General features: G+C 52.8%; 18 protein-coding genes and 2 pseudogenes. 12 read left to right on the top strand and 8 right to left on the bottom strand.

The window, feature by feature from the left end:
- Positions 1-423 precede the first annotated feature (423 nt).
- The gene (locus RUM8411_RS13360; RefSeq protein WP_085823212.1) at positions 424-678 is read left to right on the top strand and encodes a hypothetical protein; all 255 of its coding nucleotides are present in this window, start codon (positions 424-426) and stop codon (positions 676-678) included.
- A gap of 217 nt (positions 679-895) precedes the next feature.
- On the opposite strand, the gene RUM8411_RS13355 is transcribed toward RUM8411_RS13360, so the two are convergent.
- From RUM8411_RS13355 to RUM8411_RS13345, 4 genes are read right to left on the bottom strand one after another with little or no spacing between them, the layout of a single operon-like run.
- Positions 896-1,795, bottom strand: a complete 900-nt coding sequence (locus RUM8411_RS13355) for a plasmid partitioning protein RepB C-terminal domain-containing protein (RefSeq protein WP_085823211.1) — start codon at positions 1,793-1,795, stop codon at positions 896-898.
- On the bottom strand, positions 1,792-2,406 hold the full coding sequence (locus tag RUM8411_RS13350; protein WP_234995229.1) for a plasmid partitioning protein RepB C-terminal domain-containing protein: 615 nt from the start codon (positions 2,404-2,406) through the stop codon (positions 1,792-1,794). Before RUM8411_RS13350 ends, RUM8411_RS13355 begins: the two co-directional genes overlap by 4 nt.
- Positions 2,406-2,690, bottom strand: a complete 285-nt coding sequence (locus tag RUM8411_RS23035; RefSeq protein ID WP_234995228.1) for a ParB N-terminal domain-containing protein — start codon at positions 2,688-2,690, stop codon at positions 2,406-2,408. The genes RUM8411_RS13350 and RUM8411_RS23035 overlap by 1 nt, the downstream gene beginning before the upstream one ends.
- Positions 2,690-4,261: a recombinase family protein gene (locus RUM8411_RS13345; RefSeq protein WP_268808357.1), complete on the bottom strand. Its 1,572-nt coding sequence runs from the start codon at positions 4,259-4,261 to the stop codon at positions 2,690-2,692. The genes RUM8411_RS23035 and RUM8411_RS13345 overlap by 1 nt, the downstream gene beginning before the upstream one ends.
- 72 nt (positions 4,262-4,333) lie before the next feature.
- On the opposite strand from RUM8411_RS13345, the gene RUM8411_RS22845 reads away from it, so the two are divergent.
- The 3 genes and pseudogenes from RUM8411_RS22845 (at position 4,334) to RUM8411_RS13325 (ending at position 6,393) form a co-directional block, all read left to right on the top strand.
- Entirely contained in the window at positions 4,334-4,714 is a 381-nt protein-coding gene (locus RUM8411_RS22845) for a hypothetical protein (protein WP_085823210.1), read from the top strand.
- Between the two features lie 264 nt (positions 4,715-4,978).
- Positions 4,979-5,593: pseudogene (locus tag RUM8411_RS23315) on the top strand (BglII/BstYI family type II restriction endonuclease).
- The gene (locus RUM8411_RS13325; protein ID WP_085823207.1) at positions 5,590-6,393 is read left to right on the top strand and encodes a BglII/BstYI family type II restriction endonuclease; all 804 of its coding nucleotides are present in this window, start codon (positions 5,590-5,592) and stop codon (positions 6,391-6,393) included. Before RUM8411_RS23315 ends, RUM8411_RS13325 begins: the two are co-directional and overlap by 4 nt.
- On the opposite strand, the gene RUM8411_RS13320 is transcribed toward RUM8411_RS13325, so the two are convergent.
- On the bottom strand, positions 6,394-8,007 hold the full coding sequence (locus RUM8411_RS13320) for a DNA cytosine methyltransferase (RefSeq protein WP_085823206.1): 1,614 nt from the start codon (positions 8,005-8,007) through the stop codon (positions 6,394-6,396).
- A gap of 427 nt (positions 8,008-8,434) precedes the next feature.
- Between RUM8411_RS13320 and RUM8411_RS13315 the strand changes: the two are divergent.
- Positions 8,435-8,869, top strand: a pseudogene (locus tag RUM8411_RS13315) (integrase core domain-containing protein); the annotation flags it as partial.
- 330 nt (positions 8,870-9,199) lie between these two features.
- Here RUM8411_RS13315 and RUM8411_RS13310 read toward each other — a convergent pair.
- Complete coding sequence (locus RUM8411_RS13310; protein ID WP_085823205.1) at positions 9,200-9,511, bottom strand: cupin domain-containing protein; 312 nt, start codon at positions 9,509-9,511, stop codon at positions 9,200-9,202.
- A 125-nt stretch (positions 9,512-9,636) separates the two neighbouring features.
- Here RUM8411_RS13310 and RUM8411_RS13305 point away from each other — a divergent pair, with 125 nt between their 5' ends.
- A complete protein-coding gene (locus RUM8411_RS13305) occupies positions 9,637-12,666 on the top strand; it encodes an ATP-binding protein (protein ID WP_085823204.1) in 3,030 nt (1,009 codons plus the stop codon).
- 584 nt (positions 12,667-13,250) lie between these two features.
- Here the strand turns inward: RUM8411_RS13305 and RUM8411_RS13300 are convergent.
- Complete coding sequence (locus tag RUM8411_RS13300; protein ID WP_143534901.1) at positions 13,251-13,667, bottom strand: hypothetical protein; 417 nt, start codon at positions 13,665-13,667, stop codon at positions 13,251-13,253.
- 145 nt (positions 13,668-13,812) lie between these two features.
- On the opposite strand from RUM8411_RS13300, the gene RUM8411_RS13295 reads away from it, so the two are divergent.
- Positions 13,813-14,262: a MarR family winged helix-turn-helix transcriptional regulator gene (locus tag RUM8411_RS13295; protein WP_085823202.1), complete on the top strand. Its 450-nt coding sequence runs from the start codon at positions 13,813-13,815 to the stop codon at positions 14,260-14,262.
- 423 nt (positions 14,263-14,685) lie between these two features.
- On the opposite strand, the gene RUM8411_RS13290 is transcribed toward RUM8411_RS13295, so the two are convergent.
- Entirely contained in the window at positions 14,686-15,432 is a 747-nt protein-coding gene (locus RUM8411_RS13290) for an IclR family transcriptional regulator (protein WP_085823201.1), read from the bottom strand.
- A 215-nt stretch (positions 15,433-15,647) separates the two neighbouring features.
- Here RUM8411_RS13290 and RUM8411_RS13285 point away from each other — a divergent pair, with 215 nt between their 5' ends.
- From RUM8411_RS13285 to RUM8411_RS13265, 5 genes are all read left to right on the top strand, one after another.
- Positions 15,648-16,484 (top strand): cyclase family protein, encoded by an 837-nt coding sequence (locus tag RUM8411_RS13285; RefSeq protein WP_085823200.1) that lies wholly within the window; start codon positions 15,648-15,650, stop codon positions 16,482-16,484.
- A 66-nt stretch (positions 16,485-16,550) separates the two neighbouring features.
- Positions 16,551-16,895 (top strand): cupin domain-containing protein, encoded by a 345-nt coding sequence (locus tag RUM8411_RS13280; protein WP_085823199.1) that lies wholly within the window; start codon positions 16,551-16,553, stop codon positions 16,893-16,895.
- Positions 16,896-16,906: 11 nt separating this feature from the next.
- Positions 16,907-17,692: an SDR family NAD(P)-dependent oxidoreductase gene (locus tag RUM8411_RS13275; RefSeq protein ID WP_085823198.1), complete on the top strand. Its 786-nt coding sequence runs from the start codon at positions 16,907-16,909 to the stop codon at positions 17,690-17,692.
- Positions 17,693-18,619: a 3-hydroxyacyl-CoA dehydrogenase family protein gene (locus RUM8411_RS13270; protein ID WP_234995226.1), complete on the top strand. Its 927-nt coding sequence runs from the start codon at positions 17,693-17,695 to the stop codon at positions 18,617-18,619.
- Positions 18,620-18,662: 43 nt separating this feature from the next.
- A complete protein-coding gene (locus RUM8411_RS13265) occupies positions 18,663-19,943 on the top strand; it encodes an ABC transporter substrate-binding protein (protein WP_085823197.1) in 1,281 nt (426 codons plus the stop codon).
- Positions 19,944-19,989 lie beyond the last annotated feature (46 nt).

Below are 19,989 nucleotides of genomic sequence, written 5' to 3'. Positions count from 1 at the left end.
GTTTGAAACTCGTCCCTCGAAGTGGATTGCAGTGGCCGCTCTGGCGACACCGGCTGCAACGCAGCGAAGAGTGCGCTGCACTTGCGAGCGAATGCTGCGTCAGCAAACACACTGAATGGCAACGGCGGCAAAGTCCGCGAGGCAGCCTTTTGTACTCGTTCCACTGAATGGCCACTACTCAACCAGAGATCGCTTCACATAAAACCGGTTCAGCGATGTTCTTGCTTTGCTATGGCCATAAAATCAACGTAGGGTAGTGCATTCAGTCCAATCTTGGAAATGCGCTTCCAGCCTCGTAAGATGCCGCACGGTTCCTCAAACGAACGGTCTGCCTGATGTCCTGATGATGTTTTCGCTTCTCACACCCGCCAGTCTGACATGCCGTCGGACCCGGAACAGGTGTGTGTAAAGAAAGGAAACCAAATGGACAAAGCAAGATGCGCCTATCTCCGCAGACAGAAAGTGAATGTCGAAGATCTGGGCGAAATGGGGCAGATATTACTTGAAAAGGCGGATCACTGGCTCGTGCCGATATTCAAGAACGGCGAAGCCGTTGCGATGGTCATCGAGATGGAGAGATTTGACCGCGATTGGGTATTCAGCGGCAAACCTAGCACACAAGAGGACAGTGCCTTTGATGAAGAACTGCTCAGGTTATTGATTGAACAACGCGGCTGATCCGCAGCTTGATGTCTGCGCGCGCCTTTCTGAGCAAACGACGCGCGCAGACGGGCAGGAACCAACTTGCGGGGCAAATGGCCCGGCTTGATGGGCCCAGACGGGTTCGCCGCCGTCCCCATCACCGCCCTTGATCCGCCCCACCGTGCGGCGTCTCCTGCGGTCCCCGCGCTTCATGGGTCCGGGTCCCCAACAAATTACCCCGCGCGGGACGCCTTCAGGACGCGAACGCTTCCCCCTCAGTGATCTTTTCGAATGCGGGCAAGAACTCATCGTGATGCAGCGACAGATACCGCGTGATCCGCTCACTGCTCATCAGTTTAGAGATGTACCCGCGTGCGAGGACCAGATCGAGATGGTCGGTTCCATAGCTGTCTTCAACAAGACGCACCTCTCTCTCCAGGCTGGCTGACTCACGTTCCATCAAGTCGAGCTGTTCGCGCGAAATGCCCCTGATCTTCTTGGGCGTTGCGGCCGACAGCAGCAGGTTTTCCGGTGTCGCTGCCAGCAGAGACCGCGCATAGTTGATGGTGAACTTGTTCATGGCGACCATCAATTGCGCCGCTTCGATCTGGCGTATGGGTTTCATTTTCTTGAGAATTTGAAACCCGATCAGGGCGACTTGCTTGTCTTTGAGCAGTTCTGCAGCTTCTGTGCATATGCCGTCGAGGAGCTTGCGTTTCTGTGTCAGGGTTCTGATGTTGATGTTAAGCGCGCTGGCAAGTCGGGCCTCAGGGACACCCAATGACAGCGCACGCAGGATCATCTTGTGTTCCTGGATGGTCGCGAGACGGTTGATCCGCTTGTTGTAGGTAAAGGCTTCGTCGTCAGTTGAAACAAGACAACGTGAATCCGTCTTCCCCTGATCCTTCAGAACCTCAAGCCGCAGATGACCATCAAGCAAGGTGTAGTGTCCCAGGTTTTGCGGATCACGCGAAACCACCATTGGCTCGACGAGGCCGATGTCTTGAATGGAAGTTGCGATCTGCCTGAACTTGATGCTGGCCTTCTTTTGTGAGTTTACCAGATAGAGTGGCGCAATCTGACAAAACGGAACGGTCACCAATTCCTGCTCAAAGGCCGCTGCGACGGTTCGTTCTTGATGGGTCGTCGTCATGACTGCGTGCCTTCCAGAGATGTCAGTTGATCAGAAATTGTTCTCGGCAGACTCGCCAAACCCTCTGCGCGCAACAAGGTGACGAAATTTTCGTCCGCCATCAGGATCTTGAGTGATTGAATGAGAAAGAGCATTTCACTGCGTGTCGCATGTGCCTTGCGCAGTAGAACTTTTTTCTTTTCGACATCGTTTTCGTAAGTCTTGAGCAAGCTCTCGACTGAAAGGCTCTTGCGGGAACTTCTGTCAGATGACGCGCGACCTTTACCATGCTTTTGGCGTGCTTCCACAAGTCGCTTTGCCTTTAAAAGCCTCCCTCCACGGAGGAGATTTTTCTCATAGGCTTGCCTAAGAACCGTCTGCACACCAACGTCATCCGCGTCGGCGATATCGACGGCGACACTCACCGGAATCTTCCCGCTTTCCACGGCGCGCAGCAAGCGATGTTCGTGGCCTTCCAAAAGTCTAAGGACGCCATGCACATATTTGGTGGAAAGCTGCGTTTTGTCTGCGATCTCCCGTTCTGAATAGCCGCTTTCCTTGAGCCGCCGAATGTCTCTCAGCAAATCAAGGGAATGGTGCTGCCGACGTGCGACATTTTCCACGAGGCTCATCACCAGACAGTCTTCACTGCTGGCATTGATAACAATGCAGGTATCTCCGACTGACCGAGGGCTTTGAAGGCTTCCAACCGCCCCTGGCCGCACACCAACTCGTAGCTTGGTTCACCATCGCTCTCAGGTTCTCGTACCGCGACCGTGATTGGTCTCTTCAGTCCAAGCGCGGCGATGTTGGCAGTGATCTCCTCAAATACCTTTTGATTACGGATCCTCGGATTCACCACCGTGATTGCGTCGACTGGAACCTGCACCGTCTGTTCGGAAGCGGTATTGCTCATCACGCAACCTCCAGAAGTGGTGCGCGTGCCGCCATATCAAAAAAGTGCGTGAGGTCGTCGAAACGGTATGCATCAAGGGACAGGCCATTGTTTTCCGACAGGCGCAGCTTGGATTTGGTCATGTCAAACGTTGGCAGCAAATAGTAGTCCAGTGGTAACTCATTCATCTGTCCCATCCGGACGACGATGGTCATGTCGGGCAAGTGGCCGGTATCGAGGCGAATGTTCCATCGAAAAGCGCCAGCACCAGTTTGCATGCAACGGGCTATGACTACGGACACGGTGAACTCTTCGTTGATGGTAAGAGTGTCTGTTTGCGGATTGTGATCGACCTGTCCGCCAACGGCCTCAACGCCAGAAATGGTGTCCCGGATGATGTCGGCATGCACCCCGCGCAGCCGCCTATTGATCTCGATGTAGCGGTAATCTCTGTCCGGTTTGAAACCCACAAGACTATATGCGCGCAACAAACTGCCAAACCGGCTTTGATATGCCCCGCTCGAAGGTAGTGCAGCGGCTTCGTTGATAACAATCCCAGAAAGGAATCCGTTCTCTTCCAAGGTTTCTTTCAGACCTTCGAGCATCTCTTCATCTGACATGCGCTGCGCTCGCGATCCAATGATCGCACCTGCCGCAGCGAAAAGATCGGTGTTGACGATCGCTTCGAAGACACCTGTCGCACGCACCCAATTGCTCGGATCGTTGCGCACGTGGCGCTTCTTCAGTTTGAACGAATTGCGATTCCAGATGTTATTGCCGATGTATTTTTCGTTGGTCAGAATTTGACGTACAACTGCAGGCGACCAACTGCGATCCATGTCGGTTTTGATCCTGCGTGCATTGAGCTCGGCAGCAATCTCAACCTCGGATTGGCCATCATGAACGAAGCTCTCGAAAATCTGGTTCACAATGGCGATTTCATGATCCGGTCCCGGGACCAGTGTCACACGGTCTGTTTGGATACTCTTGTGTTCACCGCGCGATAGTATGCCTTTCGGTTTGCCCGCTTCATCAATCAGCATCCGTCTTAAGCCAAATCCGGGCGCGCCGCCTTGGCGATAGCCCAATTCAATCAGGCGAGATTGTCCGGCGAAAACCTTCTGAGACAGCTCCCGACTATATTCTCCTGCCATCGCCCGCTTTAACCCCTTGACGACCGTGGACATTGGGCTGCCATCGTTTTCGAACTGCTCAGCACAATACTCGACCGATATGCCAGCGCGCTTGCAGATGTACTCATAGTAGGCGCTTTCATCAGCGTCCTGAAAACGCCCCCAACGGCTGATGTCGTAGACGAGAACTGTTTTGAACGCAGTTTGGCCCGCTTCGATGTCTTCGATCAATTGGGTGAGACCAGCGCGTCCCTGAATGCGTAGGCCACTCTTACCTGCATCTGAGTACGTGCGGATGATCTGGTAGCCGCGCTCCTCGGCGTATCGCTGGATCGCATCCGCCTGATTTTCGGTTGAGTAGCGCTGATGTTCTGTCGACATACGGACGTATTGCGCAGCCTTGCGGTTGTCTTCCTTTCCACGATCATTTTCTGCCCAACCCAATGCTGCGGCCCCCATGTATCAAATTCGCAAACCTGTACGGGATCTTTGCGATTCCTTTCTCAATCTTAACGAGAGAGGGGCGGAAACATGTTGCATAAAAAGGGCAACTCGTTTCATCGAGAATGCGAAGGACGTGTTTCTTCGTCAGAATACCGACAAGCAATCAGCGCAGCGCTGTCGCAAGAACTTGGCGGTGCAGGCAGGGCGGCAAAAGCAACCATGCGGTGGACTGGAGCAAGCGAGCGAACGGTGAAGAACTGGATATCTGGTTCCTACGGACCAACGGCCGAACATCTGATCGAACTGATGAGGCATTCAGACAGCGTGCTTGCTGTTGTGCTGGAATTGGCCGGGCGCAATGAAGCGATGACGACTGAACGCCTCAAGCTAGTGAAACAAGATTTGGCAGATGTTCTTGCGACTATCGAGACAATCTGCGCCGCTGAGGATGATCAAAGGACAGACTAAGGGCCTCCATTGAGATCCGGTGTGTCATGCGAAGTGGAAAGCTTTCGAGTCGCAAAAGGTAAGACTGCCGCGTCGGGCTGTGAAATTTCCGTTTAATATCAATGATCCGAAATCCTGAAAATGGAAAAACTATGTGTCGCTCCACAATTGATTTAATTGGAAAAAATGGCGATTTTTGCCAGCTACCCGCCAGATTGATGTTGCGTGAAGCGTCACTTGGGTGTCTGTTGATCGAAACTGGTGCTTTAAGGTCTTAGAATATCGATGAAGCTTGCGTCACTTTACTCCCACTTCAACGGCCTTGAGTGGTTAGCCTATCATCATCCAAGCCATTGGGAAGAAATTCAGAGTGTGATTTCTTCAGTAAATGCCGAAGACTGCAGAACGAAGGTGTCGGAGGACAAAAGGACGCTTGGGGACCTTCTGTATAGTCCTGATGCCATGAACTCTGAGTTTCGAGCTGAGTTTGACAAGAGGGGCTGGGCCAAAGCAGGTCGGAACAACTAATACGTTTCCGATGACGTTCAGACGAATCGCGAACTGTTGAAGTTAAGCTTCGACCAGCAGCGAGAGTACCTCCTTGCAAAGAATATGCCGCTAATAAAGACCTTTAACTCAGCAGATTTTCGAAAAGACAGAGTTTCGATCGAAGTGCAGTTTGGAAAATACTCGTTCGTGCAGTTCGACCTATTCATCAAGCACACTGCAGACTTTATGCATGACAGAATTGATCTTGGGATTGAGATTGTGCCGACAAAAGTTTTGGAAAAGCAGATGTCTAGTGGTCCTCCGTATTTCGAAAAACACCTTCATGAGATCGTGCGACAGGGTCGCACATTTCCTCCAGTCCCATTGATACTAATTGGAGTTGAGCCTTGAGCGACAAATCAGGACTGATTCAGTTGAAGGAAGCCGGATGGGAAATTCAATCCATCAACTTTGCGGATGTGATTATTAGAGAAGAGTTTTATACGGAGCTTGAAGAGCTGGCGCAAATTCTGACTGTGTCTCAGTTTTCAATAGAAGACAGCATTATCAAGCGAGGAGGGGGGTTAGCAGACCAAACTCAAGAGCTTACGGCGGCATTGAATGATAAGGACTGGTGGAAGAACAATATTACGGTGAGCAATACCATTGAATTCCAAGGGCAATTTGAGCCAATTGTGTCGAGTTCGACATCGCACGAAATCGATCATTTGAAGAAGAATGCTTCTGGTCAGCTCATCGCACTTGAGATCGAGTGGAACAACAAGGATGAGTTTTTTGATCGGGACTTTCAATCGATTAGACGCTTGTACGAGCTGAATGTCATTGATCTTGGGATTATTATTACGCGCAGCCAACACCTTGAAGACGGGTTGCTACAGATGATTTCCCACTATTTTGAAAAATGGGGTATTCAGAAACTGGAAGATTTCAGCAAACTTCACAGACACTTTACTGACCACCAGGGTAGAGATAAATTTTCGTTCCCAACGAACGCTCAGGCCAAGGCGATTCTGGCGGCGGAACGCCACCCAGAAAAGTCCTTTGCACAAGCTAGCGCTGAGGTTTTCAAGGTGAACAAATTCGGCGGAACCACTACTAATTGGAGACAATTGCAGAAGCGTGTGCAAAGGCGCGATGCAGGTAGGACACCGATGCTGTTCCTAGGTATGCCGCAATCAATGTTTGTCTAGCTACTCGGCAGCAATCCTTTGGCTCGAAACTTCCCGAAGCATTTCATTGACGGCGGCAGCTATCGTCATTCCTACCACAAGTGGTTTAACAAGCGAGGTAATCTTGTTTTTTGCGAGAGCTACTTCGTCTTCTGATCCATAAAGCGCGCGATAAACCAGTGTTTGAACTTCATTGATCGCAAGAGATGTACACGTTTCGTCCGAGATCGCCTTACCTGCCAAGTCACCCAATGCGTCAATGAGCACGAACGGGTGTGTGCCATCAGAGTTCCTAACCCACGTAGATTGCAGTGTTGACAGCTCAAAGCCCTCTAGTTCCGAAGTGGTTTGCATTCTCAGGTCTTTAACAAAAGATACCACATCCTCGGATACCAATGACGCCGTTTCCAACAGTGCCTCAGTTTCGAAATTTCGCCGCTCAATGCGCTTTGAATCACCAAAGTAGAAACCGACACCCCATTTGTCGGGTCCATCTATGTTAGCAAGCTCAAATCGAGTTCCACTCTTGAAGCGAAGGTTGGGAATGGCAAACCTAAATCTTCTCCCGCTAGGATACACACGCCCTGCAGTGTCCGGAGTGGTTCTTGTAGGTGTAGCTTTGGATAGGAGCGCGTTTGCATCAATCTCTGCTGGGAGCTTGAGTTTGCTGCAAGCTGTGCCTTTGACCGCTTCTGCAATCAGATAGGTGAAGATAGGTGGTATAGCGTTGCCCACCATTTTCAGCTTTTCGGCGTGACTTTTTCCAAGGAATTGAAATGTAACTGGGAAACTCTGCAAAGAGGCACGTTCTCTCACGGACAGACGTCGGTAAGCTTGCGTACCTGCATCAAGGATTACGAGGCTCTCCCGAGAAACCCGAGTGCACGTTGCGGTTACAGTACGGCTAGTCCGGTCAAGTGGATCGGGGAACGGCATGCCATTATAGACAGGATGCGCGACCTTCATATCCCGGTTAAACCGTTCCTCCTCCCAGCTCAGCGCAGCTTCTTTTTCGTTGTCCGAAATTGAAAAAGCGCTTGGGTTTTGGAAGCATGGGTCTTTTCCTTGGGCTAGGTCTTTGACAACATCACCTAAAGTCCTGACGGCGAGCCGTTTTCCGTAGGATCGCAAAAGTTCAAAGTCGAAAGTTCCAACGATACAGCGTTTTCGTCTTTGAGGGATGCCAAATTCGGCCATGTCGAACACCTCAATATTGGCATCCTCTAGCAGATCGCGGTACTCGTCCAAGGCAGTTCCCTTGGATAGCTCGTTTTCCAACACTTTCTTAACTCTGGGCACATTTTCAAACGCCCAATGCGCAGGTTTCAGGTGGCGAACAGCGTCCAAGAAGCACTTAATGTCTTTGAGCCCGTCAGAAATATTTCCGGAGCCGCCTCGATTGGAGTACGAAAATTGCGTGCAAGGAGGGCTGCCAACGACCAGATCAATCCCGCCGGGTAGATCGGACACTTTGAGCTTTCGGATGTCAGAAACTTTAACAATCGAATTTCCGTTTGCTCTATGCGTATCGGCTGCGGGCTGCCACCACTCGTAGGAGCAAACCAACTCTACGTCGGCCATCTTCAACCCAACGGCCCAGCCTCCTACACCAGCATATAAGTCGATTGCTCTCACTCGATGTCCCTCTTTTTTATCTGTCTAGCATGGCCAGAAATCAAGATCTAGCCCAAAATCCTCTTGTTGCGTTAAAGGTGATCAACGGTCGAGCCGAGTTTGTGGGACATATCTTGCATTTTTGTAAAAACCGCAGGCTTGAAGAAATGGGTGTTTGTCTGCTTCCGCCTCGAGCGCAATACCCATTGCCTTTATCCAATGGCTGTTTTAGCGTCAGAGACCCCAGTTTCCGGCTGGGGGAGCGGCCTGGGACACGCTCGGGTACTGTGTGTCCAAATCCGGCCTAACCCGGCTCGTCCGGGCACATATCGGCTGTGACATTCCCGACCTGGATGCTTTGCCCAAGCACTTCCGGCGGAGGTGTCGCGATGAGTAGGCGCCGATCTCCCAACGGTAAACGGTCGGATGAGGGTCAATACGCGCCTCTGTTCGCATTTACGGCAAGCCCGCCAGCATTGTCAGCGACAATGGAACGGAGTTCACCAGCCGAGCGATCCTAAAATGGGCGAACGATAATTGCGTGGACTGGTATTACATCGACCCAGGTAAGCCCCAGCAGAACGCCTTCATCGAGTCGTTCAACGGCAGCCTGCGTGATGAACTGCTGAATGAGGAGTTGTTCGATAGTCTGGATGACGCCCGCCGTAAGCTGGCCCTATGGCGATACGACTACAACCACGTCAGACCCCATTCATCGCTGGCGAACAAAACACCCGCAGAAGCGCGTCGAGCGCTTGAGCAATTTGAAGGCTCCGCGCACGACCACTGCCAGACAGTTGTTTGTGAAGTAAACAACGAGAGAGCGCTTGCCCAAACCGACGACCAAGAATATGAAAACCAGACCCGCAGACTCTCGTTATGAATGAGGGAGCCTCGGGGCGCAGGTCATTCCAGATGAAACTTTTAAGGCGGAGTTGTTGCATCCACTCAACGTGAACAGAACAATACCCAAGCCCAGTGCGAGATAGCTTATCATAATTGAATCAATCTCCGTCTAAATCCCGAAACTGGGGGGTCCAACCCGCCCGCCAAAGGGTCATTCTGACGCGACTGTCGTAGTCTTGGCGCGCCGCGCAGAACAGCAACGCCTACCATCAACTGATGGGGTCCAACGTAAGGCATGGCAGGCGTCTGATGAATGCAGAAGCTGCGGTCTGGAAAGGTCAGGGCAAAGGTTGAACCTGCGATTGCCCTATGAGTCTTTGAAAATAATGATCGGGGAGTCCGTGTTGTTGCACACTTCCACGGTGAATTCATCCAGGCCTTCTGGCACCTTGCGGGCGTAGTGATCACCCGGTTCAAACACTTGATCCATCGGCGTTTCGCCGTTTATCGAAATCGACAATACCCCAGACGTCGCCGCGAGAACGACGTAGGGAAAGCTGTAAGATTGTTTGGTGCAGGTGCCCGGCGGATAGTATATTCTTACCACCCGGCGCTCGGACAAAAATGGGTAGATTTCGTTCAGAAAAACAATGGTTGGTTCGTTGTCATTGTCGGCCATATCTTAACCCCCGTTATAAAACTGTTGCCGAAAATCAAAAAGTATGTGGAAATTGTTTCCGTTTAAGACTGGCAGAAACCAGCATCAGCGACAAGAGTATTTTCTCAGACAGAGGTTAGGATCAGTTGGCATCCTGGGGAAAACAGAACGATACCAATGGCTTGTTCGAGTCCGAGCTCAAGCTGGTAACATCTCTGTTTGTCGATCTTGTCGGCTCTCTTGAGGCGATTTCCAAAATTGGAATCCAGAAAGCCAGCTTGCTTCTGGAGGAGAGTCGCGAGTCCCTGACGGGTATCGCCCACCGCCATTCGGGCACAATCGCGACCATTGCGGGCGACGGTATCCTATTCCTGTTCGGCGCTCCGGTTGCGAATTCCAAACATGCCGCAAATGCCTGCCTTGCGGCTTTGGAGATGATTGGACTGACGAAGGACGCAGATTGGCCCCTGCCAGGTACCACCGTGCGCGTCGGGATTTGCACCGGTGAAACGCTGGTCAGGCCGGTCAGCACCGATATAGGCTGGCATTATGATGCCACAGGAGTGTCGGTTCATCTGGCCTCGCGGTTACAGGCGCTGGCAGAGCCCGATACCGCGCTGACAGATCGTCTGACCCGAGATTTGGCTTTTGACAGGTTTCTATTTGAAAATCTGGGCGATCAACCGATCCGCGGCATCGTCGATGCGCTTCCCGTCTATAGATTGGTGCAGGTGTCCCGAACCGAGCAGAAGGAGATGCGTGGAGTACAGGCGCCTTTCATCGGGCGGGAGGAAGAAATCTTGCGCCTGATCGATATTTGCCGGGCGCGGTCCTCCGACCTCGAAAAGGTCGTTGTTGTCGCCGGAGATGCCGGGATCGGTAAATCCAGGCTGATGTTCGAAAGCCACAAAATTCTTGTGGCCGGAGAAGCGTTCCCAGCGCTATATTGCAGGGGGTTTTACGGCCATTTCGACCCGTGTTCTGGTATCCGGGCTTGTGTTGAACAACTGGTTCCGGACGCCGGCAAAACCAATCAGGACGGGTTTTTGAGCAACGCCTTGAAAGATACCACGCTGGATAAATTGTCGCCAGACGATGAGCTTAGCCTGAGAAGTCTACACTATGAGCTGTTTGGTAGGGAAGAAAACCGCGGGGCAATCGAAGGCAGTTACCTGAACGATCTGATCGCCCGGAAGCTCGCAACGATCCGGCGTGGATTTGAAGTCTTATTGCAGCACAGGCAGCAGCACGGAGTTCCGGCAATCCTGATCGATGAGTTCTTTGAACTAGACAGCGAAAGCAGGGAAATATTCTTTCAACTCATGTCTGCAGGTTCAGCGTTTAAGGGCAACTTTATCCTGTCCTGCCGACCTGAAAATTTGGCGGGCCTGATAGAGCGGGACGTTAAAAATATAGAGATTCTGAAGCTTGGTGGCTTGTCGGAAGACGCCGCCACACAACTGGCGACGGATATCAGGAGTACGATCCGGAATCCTGACACGACCGTTTCCGACCAGGTGGCTAATCTGAGTGATATAGTGCGTAAATCCGCAGGTAACCCTTTGTTTCTGATAGAAATTGTTAGGGCAATGAAGCATGTGCGCACGGGTTCGAAGGCCTCTGAAGACCTGAATTTTACGGTCCAGACCCCGTTGCTGCAAGCGGTTATCGCCGAGCGGATCGATCAGCTGACACGGGCCCAAAAGCATTCGCTAAAAGTTGCATCCATACTGGGTGAGATGATGCCCGAGGCGTTGCTGTCTCAGGTGCTGGCCGATCTTGGGTATGAGCTGTCGACAATCGGTGATCTGGTCAATGACGGGATTCTCGGGCGTTTGACGACGCATCCCACACCACGATTGTATTTCAAACATCCACTATTTCGGGAAATTACTGAAAACTCGATTATCGAGCGTGACCGGGTTGTCTTTCATGCCACCGCCTATCGCGCCCTTAGGACGTTCTCTTCAGCCGGGCAGAATGTCAACGCGCTGTTGCAGGCCCGTCACGCGTATTTCGGTCACTTGTGGGATGAAGCCTGCGACGGGTATCTGGCGGCGGCGACGGAGTCGAATGAGCGCGCAATGAACAGTCATGCGTTGGAATTGTTGGAGTTGGCTCTAGGTGCGTCGAAAAACCTGAAAGGTACGGAACTTCGCTCCCGCATGCGCGTCAAAATCCTTCTGGAGATGCGAAACCCGCTGTATCAGATCGCCGACCTTGACGGAGTTAAAGCATGCCTCGACCAGGCGAGCGACGCGCTTATCGAAAATGAGTACCCACGCGTTAAGGGCCGAATACTTGCGTTCGAAAGCCATCTGCTCTGGTTGCAGGGGCTGCCGTCCGCGGCCCGGAAATGTGCCGCCCGCATCAGGCAGATTGCCGATGAAACCGAAGATGAGGTGCTAAGGGTCAGGGCCGCGTTTCATAGCGGTCTGGCAAACTACAGTATCGAAGAACATTGGACCTCGGTGCGGAACATGCAACATGTTGTTCGGGCGATAGAAAAAGGTAACTTGGATAACGAACTTGGCGTCAACCCTGGCTTGTCGGTTTTGGCAATGAGCTATGGGGCGCGGTCGCTGATGTTTCTGGGCCAGACTTCGGACAGCGTGGCGCTGGCGCTAGCGGCCGAGGAACTGGTGCAGCAATCGGAAGATATTTTTGCACATATCATCGCTCGGCTATCTGCCGGTGTGGTTCTGTCCCATGCAGGTGACATCGGGCGGGCCGGAAGTTCTTTTGAGGCGGCAGGTCGGTTGCTGGACACGGTCGAAGCGCGCCTGATGCGACCGATATTCGGGTCCTATTTCGGGTTCTTCACGGCCTGTACCGGCGCGGTGGAGCAAGGCGAAACCCTGATCCGCCGCGCCATCGGAGAGAGCAATGATATTGGGCTGGGGCTTGAGCTGGGCCGCAAACATCTGAACGCGTGCCTGTGCCATCTAGCGCTTGGGAATAGGGAAGAGGCCCATGCAGCGGTTCAGGCCAGTCTTGAGGCTTCGACCATCATCGAGGCGAAGCAGTCCGCCGCCCTTGCAGCGGACTTGTCTCGGCATCTGCTCAGCACACCGTCCGCAAGACCGGATTTCGATGCGCTCTCAGCTCCTCCGTTTGCGGCGGATCCTGCCGTCCGTACCTTTGTGCGGTCGTTCCGACAGACAGCCGCGCGTTGATGATCACGCCGACGGGCTGGGTCTGGAGCGCAGCCATAGTCGAAAGTGACTGAGTTTTTCTTTTTGACATGTTCCTCGTCATTCGATTTCGGCGTTTCTGTCCGCGTTGACTTAACTTGTGGCGTTCTGCGCACCGCGCCAAAAAGCCGAACTAGCCAACGAAGGAAACAACGCCGAAGACTAAGTCCGGGTTCGGAAATGATTGACGTTTGGGTCAGATTTGAATGACGCGACTTTCTCATTTCTTGAGGCTTCAGCTATCGACTGAGGCAATGGTGCGCAACGTTCCACATCCCTTTGTGCCGACAAATAGTTTTGCCTTTTGCTACAGAAATTTACCTCTACGCAGTATAGAAGCTTACATTCGCGCAACCGCAGCGAGATGATGCTGAGTTGCGCGACTTGTGAGTTCGCGTTTTCAGATTTGTTGTGGCCCCCTCGAATGGCTTCAACCTCCGCTGTGCTGCGAACAATTTTTTGACTGCGGCGCAGCAATTCTCGTGCTGTGCGCGCACGCAGCGAAATTTCGAGACGTCCGAGATGGGCTCGAAACAGACGTTCTCCGCGCGCAGGATCAATGACTGCTATCCGGCGACTAGTCGCAGAGTCTGATCTGTTTCGTCGTAAATGAACTTTTGGCGAGGATGATCGCTGCATTCCAACAGTGCAAACTCCGACTTTCCTGTAGCGATTAAGGCCTGCATGCAGAAGCCTTCAAATGGGTAAGATACGACCTGCATGGTGTCTGCGTTGTACTCAAAACGCGTGTCATGGCCTTCATAGCTGCGCGGTTCACCCTCACTGGACGGTTTGCAAGAATGGGTCTGCAAAAGATCAGACTGCCCGGCCCCATATGTATCAATGCAAAACCCATATCCGTTTGGTTCGTCGTGGTTTTCTCTGAGGACGATATATGGTGCTTCTGACGGAACCTGTGGTGCGTCAGCATTGGCAACGCCAGCCGCACCAAGCAGCGTGGCTGTGAACAGCGTAAATCGCATTATGTGTCCTTTTCTAAGGCTGATTGAAGGGGATAGTTTAATTACACTTCAATATACTTTCAAGCCAAACTTTTTCAATTAGAACTAATTTGACAAATTTCTTAAATCACTGTAATTAATACACAAGATTTCTCAAAGTGAACCCATGAAACGTCAGCACGCACGAATCCATCCCTTCCTACACTCAGCTGCGATTTTGGAAAAGCAACTGGAAAGCTTGCTTGGATCGTCCGGGATACGGCATCGCCAAGCCCTTGTTCTGGATGCGCTACAGAAGATTGGACCATCCTCTCAGCAGCACCTCGTCAAACATTTCAGCGTCTCACCTGGAACCATGAGCTCAATGATTTCCAGGCTTGAAGCACTTGGATATGTGCAACGCGAGACTAGTCCTACAGACCGGCGCGCTGATGTGATCAAAATCACACCTAGCGGACAGTCGGTTTTGCTGGGAGTCGCAGAGGTTTGGGAAGAAGGCGACAAGTTAATAGAAAACATCCTGGGATCAGAGGACAGCAAACGGCTCTTCGCGCTCACAGAGAAACTCAGCAGAGCGCTTGGTGGTGGCCCGCCTAAGATGGAGACATCTGACTAAAAATATGGAGGCAGAACTGTCGCTTTTGTGAGAGAAAGTTTGACTGCCGAGCGGACGTTCATTCTTTGCGCAGCATTAGACACATTGGGCTCATCACCGGCGCTCTGTGCACATGCGATAACTGGACGCGATCAGTCGCATTGAAGTGATTGTGCCTTTTGTCTGAAGATGAGCTGACCACTCAACCAGAGATCGGTTCGGATAATACCCCTTTTTCAGGAACGTTCGCGGCTCGTTATGGCGGCGTCTATTCAGCCAATGATTGCGAAACCCGCGATTCGATACAAATATCACCCATCGGCGCCTTGCCGACTTAGCAGCCGCCTGATCGGTGGAATGCATGGGCTGTATTCCAGTAGAATCGCGGTTTTTTTGAAAGATTGGCCATGAGACCCGAATCTTTCTCAAACCCGTTTCTTAAGTTCATCGGAAGGTTTGGTGAATATTTGTGGATGTCTCGATTAGCGCCTGTTCGATGGTTGCTCTTTGTCGCGCAAATCGCGTCGTTGGCACTGGAATTGAGATCGCGTGTAATTCTCCAGCCCAATCGACGAAGGAAAAACCTATTGCCGATACACCGGCAGAATGTTCGTCCAAATCATATGCAAGGCCGCGTTCTCGAACCGCTTCCAGTTCAGCCAAGAACTCATCTACATTTCTCTGAATACCATTCCGGCCCCATTCGTTTCGAACTAGCTTGATCGCATCTTCTTTACTGAGTTGGGCGAGACACGCTTTGCCATTCGCGGTGGTGGTCAATGGGAACACTTCACCCACTTGAGAGACCGTCGTCAAACGGTACACGCCGGGAACCTGATCGAGAAAAACCATGCCGATGCCGCGCATAACTGCGAGGTCAGTTGTTTCTCCGGTCTTTTGCGTTAGTTCAGTCAAGAGAAGCCGACAATGCTCGACAATGCTGTAGTGAGCTGCCCCTGCAAGAGCGCTCAGTTCAGGGCCGAGCCTCAACCCTCCTCCATTCGCATCGGAAATAACCAACTTCTCTTCCGAAAGGGCGCTTGTGATTCTTTGTACCGTAGAGCGGGGCAGGTCGACGCGGTCGGCGATTTTCCCCAAGCTCATTCCAGACTGGCCTTCCTTCAATACGCGTAGGATCGAAGCCGCTCTTGAAATAACTTGAATTCCACCTTTTTCATTTTTGTCAGACACTTAAATGACTCCCGCACTTCTTACTGCCGTCGCATACCGGTATTAAGTATTCCAGCACATTGTATCGCAATGCGGTGCAAGTCAACCGTAATGTGAGTTTTAAGTTGACCGCATTGCGGTGCGTATGCATCATGATACGGGACAGGTGGGGAGGCCACCCATTCAATTCAAATCGACCAACGCCGCTTCGCCGGCGAACAGAGGAGATATGCCCAATGGTTGAAATCCGCGGCATTGAGTTTCAGGCAAACACTGACAATGACATGGGGTTGGAGTTCTATAACCTGAGTCACAGATACGGGTTTCAATGCCCTAACTGGCCCTATTTCAAAGACGTCCAGATCGACCGCAAACACTACATGGCCAAGTCGGGTGTGTTGTCGCAAACGATTACCACGACCATGCACGTGACCACGCATATCGATGCACCGGCACATGTTGTTCAGGGCACGCCGTTCATCGACGAGGTACCGCTGCCGCATTTCTTCGGTTCGGGCCTGGTGGTTTCTGTCCCCAAGAAAAAGTGGGAGCAAATTACGGGAGATGATCTGGAAAAGGCTTGCGGGCACGCAATTCGCAAAGGCGATGTTCTGATCATCAATACTGGTTGGCACAAGCAGTACGAAGATGGTGACTACTTCGCCTACTGCCCGGGTCTTGTTCCTTCGGCCGCCGAGTGGATGATCGAAAAAGGTGTGAAAGTTGTTGGGCATGACACCCAGGCAAACGATCATCCGTTGGCAACGGCCATTGGCCCGCAGCGGAACGGGCCGATCATGCCGCATCTTGAGAAGGAATATCTTGAGTGGTCAGGTGGAACTCCGTGGGAAGTTGACTTCCCTGAATGGGAACCGGTGCACAATATGCTGTTCTCCAGAGGTATTCTTGGAATTGAAAATGTTGGCGGTGACCTGGATGCGGTGACCGGCAAGCGATGCACCTTCGCATTTTTCCCTTGGAACTGGGACCGTGGTGATGGCTGCATCATCCGCCTGGTGGCGATGATCGACAAGAACCAGTCTTACCGCATCGAAGCTGGCGAAGAATTCTGAACACTCACGAACCGGTCGCCGGTTCGCCGGCGGCCACCAATACTATAATCCTGAGCGGAGACGAATATGCATTTAAAGCGGTTTAAAGACGCCCAACCCTACGAGGCACCGAACCACTTTGGATGCCACGGGCTTCGGTTGCAGGGGTTCGAGGAAGGCGGGCCGACAAATCAATGGATCGGCCTCAGTCAGTTCCTGCCGGGTGGAGGCGCGGGGCCGGACTCTACGCCGTTCGAGAAGGTCTACGTGGTTTTGGACGGCGAAATGACCGTCATCGTTGATGGAGTGGAAACCACCCTGGGTCCCATGGACAGCTGCACGATCGCGCCGGGCGAAGTTCGTAAAATTGAAAACCGTTCGAACCACACCTGCAAGATGCTTGTCGTCATTCCTTACCCGCTAGAAAGCTGAGGACGAATAGAATGTCTAATCCACTCAAGATGTTTGATGTTAAGGACAATGTCGCACTGATTACGGGGGCCTCTGGGGCCTTTGGCATGGTGGCTGCACGTGTTCTGGCTGGGGCTGGTTGCAACTTGGTTTTGGCAGCAGGCAACCAACAAGCGCTCGATGAGATTGCCAAAGAGTGCGAGGAGCTCGGAGCTGCTGTTGTAACAGTGAATACACGGCCAAACGACGAGGCGTCATGCGACGCGTTGGTCGATGAAGCGGTCAACAGTTTTGGCAAGCTGGACATTCTCGTCGTCGCGTCCGGCATGAACAAAGTCGCTCCGATCAACGAAATGGCTCCCGAAACCTTTGATGCGGTAATGGATGCCAACGTCAATCAAAGCTGGTTGCTCGCGCGTTCGGCTGCGAAACAGATGAAGGTCAGCGAATACGGCAAGATCATCTTCGTCAGCTCCGCCCGCAGTATTCTTGGCCATCCGGCTGGTTATACTGCGTATTGCGCATCAAAGGCCGCAGTAAACGGGATCACCAAAGCCTTGGGGTGTGAGCTCGGGCCGACTGGAATTACCGTCAACGCGATCGCTCCGACAGTGTTCAGGTCTCCTTTAACAGCTTGGATGTTCGAAGACACCGACGAGGCCAAAGCGGTGCGCGATGGCTTCCTTACCCGTGTTCCAAAGGGGCGACTGGGTGAGCCAGAAGACCTTGCCGGTCCTCTGCTGTTTCTCGCCTCACGCGCATCTGATTTCTACACCGGGCATATCCTTCATGCCGACGGTGGATATACGGCGGGCTAAATGATGGTGCGTAAAAAACAGCAGATGGCAGTGATTGGCGCAGGCTTGATGGGCCATGGCATTGCCCTGACTTTAGCGAAGGCCGGTCAATACGTCGCCGTCACAGACCCTGTGGAAGAGGCTCGGAACACAGTGTCAGAGCGCATTCGCACCAGTATGGCCGCGATGGGGGATGGCGAAGCGACCATCACAAAGACCCTCGAGATGATTGAGGTCTTTGCGACAACGGCAACTGCGGTCCGAAATGCGGACGCGGTTTTCGAAGCGGCGCCGGAAAAATTGGAGCTAAAGCAAGCGATATTTGCTGAAATCGAGGCGCACGCACCAGAGACTTGCATTCTCGCATCCAATACTTCGGTCATGCCGATCACTCAGATCATGTCTGGTTTGCGGCTGAAAAACCGGGCCATCGGAACGCATTGGTGGAACCCGCCGCATATGATCCCGTTAGTCGAGGTCATCAAGACTGAGTGGACAGACCCAGAGACTGCGCAGACGATGTACGATCTATTGAAGGATGCCGGAAAAACTCCGGTGATGGTCGAAAAGGATGTGCCCGGCTTTATCGGAAACCGTCTTCAGCATGCCTTGTGGCGCGAAGCGGTCAGCCTAGTGGAAAACGGTATCTGCGACGCAGAGGCTGTCGATACCGTGATAAAGTCCAGTTTTGGCCGCCGGTTGGCAGTGCTTGGGCCGTTAGAGAACGCTGACCTTGTTGGCACCGACCTGACGCTCGATATCCACGAAAACGTGCTGCACGATCTTGAGGCGCACAAGGGCCCTTCATCCTATCTAAAGGCGCTTGTCGATGCGGGCAAGCTGGGCATGAAATCCGGAGAAGGGTTCAGGAAATGGGCCGAGGGCGAGGCGGATGAAATTCGCCAGCGTGTCGCGAAACATCTGAAAAATCTCGAGAAGACTTTGTAAGATCAATCAAACACTGGCGGGAGGCCGGTGAAGGGAGGACGCAATGACAAGGACTTTCAAAACAGCCACAAGGCGTGGTTTCATAGCCGGTGCCACAGCGGCAATCGCTGCTCCGGCTATACTCCGGGCAACGCGTGCCTATGCTGCGAACCCGACGCTGCGGATCGGTAACGTCAGCCCGCGCACCGGGCCACTGGCCGGTTTTGCCGAGGCCGACGAATATGTTCTGCAAGCCATCCAGCAGGTCTTTTCGGCGGGCTTGGACAACAATGGCAAAACCTGGAACGTCGAAATCATCTCAAAAGACAGCCAGTCCAATCCAAACCGAGCAGCAGAGGTCGCCGCTGACCTGATCCTGGGTGATGAGGTCGATATCATCGTTGCGGCTTCAACGCCGGACACCGTGAACCCTGTCGCCGATCAGGCAGAGATTAATGAAGTTCCTTGCATCACAACCGACTGCCCATGGCAGCCGTACTTCTTTGGCCGAAACGGTGTTCCGGGCGAAGGGTTTGAGACCACCTATCACTTCTTCTGGGGTCTTGAGGACGTTATCGCCGCGTTCCTCGACATGTGGGATAAGACCGGAGTGGCCAAGACCGTGGGCGGGCTTTTCCCTAACGATGCCGACGGCAATGCCTGGGGTGATGCGGAACTGGGTCTGCCCAAACCGCTTGCTGCCGCCGGTTACACGCTCACCGATCCCGGCCGATATCAGCCGCTGTCCGATGACTTCTCAAACCAGATTGCAGCGTTCAAAGCGGCTGGATGTGAAATCGTTACCGGCAACATGATCCCGCCAGATTTCGCGACGTTCTGGAGCCAGGCCGCACAGCAAGGGTTCAACCCGAAGGTTGTGACCATCGGCAAGGCGCTGTTGTTCCCGTCTGTCATTGAATCGCTCGGCGATCGTGGCGATGGGTTGTCGACCGAGGTCTGGTGGTCTCCACACCATCCGTTCTCGTCCTCGCTGACCGGTATTTCTTCGAAACAACTGGCGGAAGGGTACACAGCAGAGTCGGGACGTCCGTGGACGCAACCGCTTGGTTTCAAACACGCTCTGTTCGAGGTCGTCGCGGACGTGATCAAACGGGCTGATGATCTGGAAGACCCCTCTTCGATCATTTCGGCCATCACATCTACGAACCTGAACACCATCGTGGGACCGGTGAACTGGGGTGATGGGCCTATGAACAATGTAACCAAGACGCCACTGGTCGGTGGTCAGTGGCAAAAATCCGGGGACGCGTATGAGTTGCAGATCGTTGCAAACAGCACCGCGCCCGAGGTTCCGGTGACGGCAGACATGAAGCTGCTGGGCTGACTAATTGTTCGGCGCCGATCATGGCGCCGAACCCTCCATCCGAGAG

The sequence above is a fragment of the Ruegeria meonggei genome (genome assembly GCF_900172215.1).
Lineage (GTDB): Bacteria > Pseudomonadota > Alphaproteobacteria > Rhodobacterales > Rhodobacteraceae > Ruegeria > Ruegeria meonggei.
This window is presented reverse-complemented; position numbering and strand designations above follow the sequence as displayed.

What these genes read in the sequence shown, in the direction of transcription:
- RUM8411_RS13310 (WP_085823205.1), bottom strand. Translation starts at nt 9,511, where the DNA reads ATGGCCGACAATGACAACGAACCAACCATTGTTTTTCTGAACGAAATC.
- RUM8411_RS13285 (WP_085823200.1), top strand. Translation starts at nt 15,648, where the DNA reads ATGGTTGAAATCCGCGGCATTGAGTTTCAGGCAAACACTGACAATGAC.
- RUM8411_RS13270 (WP_234995226.1), top strand. Translation starts at nt 17,693, where the DNA reads ATGATGGTGCGTAAAAAACAGCAGATGGCAGTGATTGGCGCAGGCTTG.
- RUM8411_RS13280 (WP_085823199.1), top strand. Translation starts at nt 16,551, where the DNA reads ATGCATTTAAAGCGGTTTAAAGACGCCCAACCCTACGAGGCACCGAAC.
- RUM8411_RS13265 (WP_085823197.1), top strand. Translation starts at nt 18,663, where the DNA reads ATGACAAGGACTTTCAAAACAGCCACAAGGCGTGGTTTCATAGCCGGT.
- RUM8411_RS22845 (WP_085823210.1), top strand. Translation starts at nt 4,334, where the DNA reads ATGTTGCATAAAAAGGGCAACTCGTTTCATCGAGAATGCGAAGGACGT.
- RUM8411_RS13300 (WP_143534901.1), bottom strand. Translation starts at nt 13,667, where the DNA reads ATGCGATTTACGCTGTTCACAGCCACGCTGCTTGGTGCGGCTGGCGTT.
- RUM8411_RS13295 (WP_085823202.1), top strand. Translation starts at nt 13,813, where the DNA reads ATGAAACGTCAGCACGCACGAATCCATCCCTTCCTACACTCAGCTGCG.
- RUM8411_RS13355 (WP_085823211.1), bottom strand. Translation starts at nt 1,795, where the DNA reads ATGACGACGACCCATCAAGAACGAACCGTCGCAGCGGCCTTTGAGCAG.
- RUM8411_RS13345 (WP_268808357.1), bottom strand. Translation starts at nt 4,261, where the DNA reads ATGGGGGCCGCAGCATTGGGTTGGGCAGAAAATGATCGTGGAAAGGAA.
- RUM8411_RS23035 (WP_234995228.1), bottom strand. Translation starts at nt 2,690, where the DNA reads ATGAGCAATACCGCTTCCGAACAGACGGTGCAGGTTCCAGTCGACGCA.
- RUM8411_RS13360 (WP_085823212.1), top strand. Translation starts at nt 424, where the DNA reads ATGGACAAAGCAAGATGCGCCTATCTCCGCAGACAGAAAGTGAATGTC.
- RUM8411_RS13350 (WP_234995229.1), bottom strand. Translation starts at nt 2,406, where the DNA reads ATGAGCCTCGTGGAAAATGTCGCACGTCGGCAGCACCATTCCCTTGAT.
- RUM8411_RS13275 (WP_085823198.1), top strand. Translation starts at nt 16,907, where the DNA reads ATGTCTAATCCACTCAAGATGTTTGATGTTAAGGACAATGTCGCACTG.